Source organism: uncultured Megasphaera sp., from assembly GCF_958350005.1.
Lineage (GTDB): Bacteria > Bacillota > Negativicutes > Veillonellales > Megasphaeraceae > Megasphaera.
In genome coordinates, this window is record NZ_CATWFF010000172.1 from 1 (window position 1) to 4,131 (window position 4,131).

A 4,131-nucleotide genomic window follows, 5' to 3' on the forward strand; every position below is an offset into this window, starting at 1 on the left:
CACAACCTTAGCCAGATATAAAGCGAAATACAAAAAGACCCAAAACTCTTGAGTATTGTACATGGATACTAAGCATATATCGCAAAGGAGACGTGACTTGTGAAGATTCTGGACAATATTACGAATACAGTTTGTGAAGATTTAAAAACAGAAATCAAACGGGGAAGCAGCGTCTCCATTGCAGCAGCCTGCTTTTCCATGTATGCCTATGAAGAACTGAAAAAGCAGTTAGCCTCGGTTAAGAAATTTCGATTTATTTTCACATCGCCTACCTTTATCAGTGAAAAAGCAGAAAAACAGAAACGTGAGTTTTATATTCCCCGGTTATCCCGTGAAACCAGCTTATATGGTACGGAGTTTGAACTGAAACTTCGCAATGAAATGACGCAGCGGGCTATTGCCAAAGAATGTGCCGACTGGATGCGCAAAAAGGCTACCTTTAAATCTAACCAGACTGGCGAACATATGCCGGGATTTATGACGGTAGCGTCCTCGGGCAGACAGGTGGCCTATATGCCTCTGAACGGCTTTACGACCGTAGATATTGGCTGCAAGCGGGGCAATAACAGCTATAACATGGTCAATTGCCTGGAAGCGCCGTTTTCGCAGCAATATATGCAATTGTTTCAGCAGATCTGGCAGGATCAGGAAAAATTGCAGGATGTTACGGAGACAGTAATAGAAAACATCAGTACAGTGTATGCCGAGAATTCGCCGGAATTTATTTATTTTATGGCTCTTTATCACGTTTTCAGTGAGTTTTTGGATGATATTTCAGAAGATACATTGCCCAACGAAGCTACGGGATTTAAGCAAAGTGCTATCTGGAATTTACTGTACGATTTCCAAAAAGATGCAGCTCTGGCGATTATTCATAAACTGGAAACCTATAACGGCTGTATTTTAGCGGATAGTGTCGGCTTGGGGAAGACGTTTACGGCGCTGGCTGTCATCAAATATTACGAAAATCGGAATAAATCCGTACTGGTTCTCTGCCCGAAAAAACTGGCAGAAAACTGGAATACCTACAAAGACAATTATGTTAATAATCCCATTGCCGGTGATCGTCTTAATTACGATGTGCTGTTTCATACGGATTTATCCCGGCCTGGCGGACAGTCTAACGGTCTGGATTTACAGCGGCTGAACTGGGGAAATTATGACCTCGTCGTAATTGATGAATCCCATAATTTTCGCAATGGCATGGGGACCCACAGCAAGACTCAGGAAAACCGCTATCAGAAGCTGATGGATAAAGTTATTCGGGCCGGCGTCAAGACAAAAGTCCTCATGCTGTCGGCTACGCCAGTGAATAATCGCTTTGTCGATTTGAAAAACCAGCTGGCCATTGCCTATGAAGGGGAATCAGCCCGTCTTGATGTCCATCTTCATACGTCAAAAAGCATAGATGATATTTTCAAACAGGCCCAGAAAGCCTTTACGCAGTGGAGCAAGCTTCCTGTTCAGGATCGTACGACGGAAACCTTGCTTCCTATGTTGGATTTTGATTTTTTTGAATTACTGGACAGCGTAACTATTGCCCGGTCCCGCCGACATGTAGAAAAATATTATGATACCCAGGCGATTGGCAAATTTCCGGAACGGCTGAAGCCCATTTCGCTCCGTCCCCGACTTACGGATTTAGACCATGCCATTAACTATCAGGAAATTTATGAACAGTTGATGCAGCTGAATTTATGCATCTATACGCCGACTAATTATATTTTCCCCAGCAAGCTGCCGAAGTATAAGGAAATTACCCATAATAAAGGCGACAACCTGACACAGCGCGGCCGGGAACAGGGTGTTCGCCGATTGATGAGCATCAACCTGTTAAAACGGCTGGAAAGCTCTGTCTATTCCTTTCGTCTGACATTAATACGAATCCATGAACTTATTCGGCATACCATACAGGTCATTCATCAGTTTGAAGCCTGTGGTCATGCTGAGATTGCCATGTATGACATGACGGGGGAAGACTTTGACATAGATGACGAAAATGCGGAACTTTTTTCTGTCGGCAACAAGGTAAAAATCAATCTGGCTGATATGGACTGGAAAAGCTGGCAGGCTGATCTTGGCAAGGATGCAGACATTCTGTCCCTGCTCATCCTGATGATAGAAGACATCACGCCTGAACACGACATGAAGCTGCAGGCCCTTTTTCATCTGATCGATGAAAAGATACAGCATCCTATCAATAACGGGAATAAAAAGATGCTGATCTTTTCGGCTTTTTCCGATACGGCAACGTATATATACGGACAGGTCAGCCAGTATGTATGGCAGAAGTATCATTTGCATACGGCTGTGATTACCGGCTCTATTGACGGACGGACGACCATCCCCGGCTTTCGTGCGACCCTGAATAACGTCCTGACCTCTTTTTCGCCCCAGTCGAAGCGGCGGGACGTACTGATGCCGGACAGCAAGGACGATATAGATATCCTCATTGCTACAGACTGTATTTCTGAAGGACAGAATTTACAGGATTGCGATTACGTAGTGAACTACGACATTCACTGGAATCCGGTTCGCATTATTCAGCGATTTGGCCGGGTAGACCGCATTGGCAGTCCCAACCAGTATATTCAGCTGGTGAACTTCTGGCCTGATGTTACCCTGGACGAATACATTAATTTGCAGGCCCGCGTGGAAACGAGGATGAAGCTGACCGTCATGACCTCAACAGGGGACGATAACATACTGGACCCGGAAGAAAAAGGCGATCTTGCCTATCGGAAAGAACAACTGCGGCGGCTCCAGGAAGAAGTCGTCGATATGGAAGATATGTCCCAGAGCATCTCCATTATGGATTTGGGACTGAATGAGTTCCGCCTAGATTTACTGGCTCACCTGCATACATATGGCGATATCGTAAACAAGCCCAAAGGACTCCATGCCATCGTACCGGCAACGGACCATACGCCGCCAGGAGCTATTTTCATCCTGAAAAATAAAAATACGCAGCTGAATATAGATCGCCAGAATCGGATACATCCCTTTTATATGGTATATGTCGCCAATACAGGCGATATTGTATGTGACTATTTGCATCCGAAAGAGTTGCTGGATACAATTCGGCTGCTGTGCCGGAATCAGTCGAAGCCCATTCCCGAAGTCTATGTGCCATTTAACAAACAAACTGACGACGGCAAGAATATGACAGCCCTGTCGGCGCTCTTAAGCGACGCCATTTATTCCATTGTGGACATGAAAGAAGAAAGCGACATTGACAGCCTTTTTTCTGCCGGAGGAACTTCAGCATTGTTGAATGAAGTACAGGGCCTGGATGATTTTGAGCTCATTTGTTTCCTCGTCGTACAGTAGGGGGGAGTGTATATGTTTGGATTGCCCGCCTCGACCGAGTTCGGTCGACGGATACCAAAACAAAAATTTTATGACCACATGGACTGTACGCCTGCACTGAAACGGCTGTTTGTCGAACAGATTCATCTTATTTACTGGCGCAACAAGCTGGCCGAAACGACGCTGAATCTGGCGGCAGGAAAGACTGTCACAGAAATTGAGGTTCTTGAAGTGCGGTTACACGGCCCACAACTGGATGAAACTGTCCTTCGTCAAATTGACAAAGGCATACCGTATCATATTCTTTTTATCCTGACCTACGAAGGCAAGGCACAGGCCTGGATTGGCTATAAAGAAAGGACCGCCTCAGGTCATTGTGCTTATAAGGTCGGACAGTATTATCATACAGCCTGGATGCCGGAAGAGAAATTGCAATTTCAGATAGAAGGGCTGAACCTGGATGCCGTATACGAAAGTCTGGTGCGGCAAATTGCCGGTGAGGTACTGCAGGCCGATTCTGGGGAACGCCTGAAAGATACAATAGCACGGGATGAACAGCGGCGGCAGCTAGAAAAGCAAATTGCCGCACTGGAACGGAAAATGCATAAAGAAAAACAGCTCAATCGGCGCATGGAGATACATGAGCAGGTGAAACGGCTTGAAAATGAATTACTTGCGTGTATAGGAGAACGTAATGGATATTGAAAAATTGGCTGTGAATACGGTTAATATGGCTATCGCTAAGTCGGATTATCTAAATTCTAATATTCATACCGGGGATAAAGAGCCTTCCTGGGATGGAAATATAGAAGTATATAGTAA

General features: G+C 45.3%; 2 protein-coding genes. Both read left to right on the top strand.

The window, feature by feature from the left end; all coding sequences use genetic code 11:
- The first annotated feature begins 99 nt into the window (after positions 1 to 99).
- Positions 100 to 3,330 carry a helicase-related protein gene (locus tag Q3886_RS08810; protein WP_301861025.1) on the top strand — a complete coding sequence of 1,077 codons (3,231 nt, stop codon included), beginning with the start codon at positions 100 to 102 and terminating at the stop codon, positions 3,328 to 3,330.
- 12 nt (positions 3,331 to 3,342) lie between these two features.
- Positions 3,343 to 4,014 (top strand): DUF4391 domain-containing protein, encoded by a 672-nt coding sequence (locus tag Q3886_RS08815; RefSeq protein WP_301861026.1) that lies wholly within the window; start codon positions 3,343 to 3,345, stop codon positions 4,012 to 4,014.
- Positions 4,015 to 4,131 lie beyond the last annotated feature (117 nt).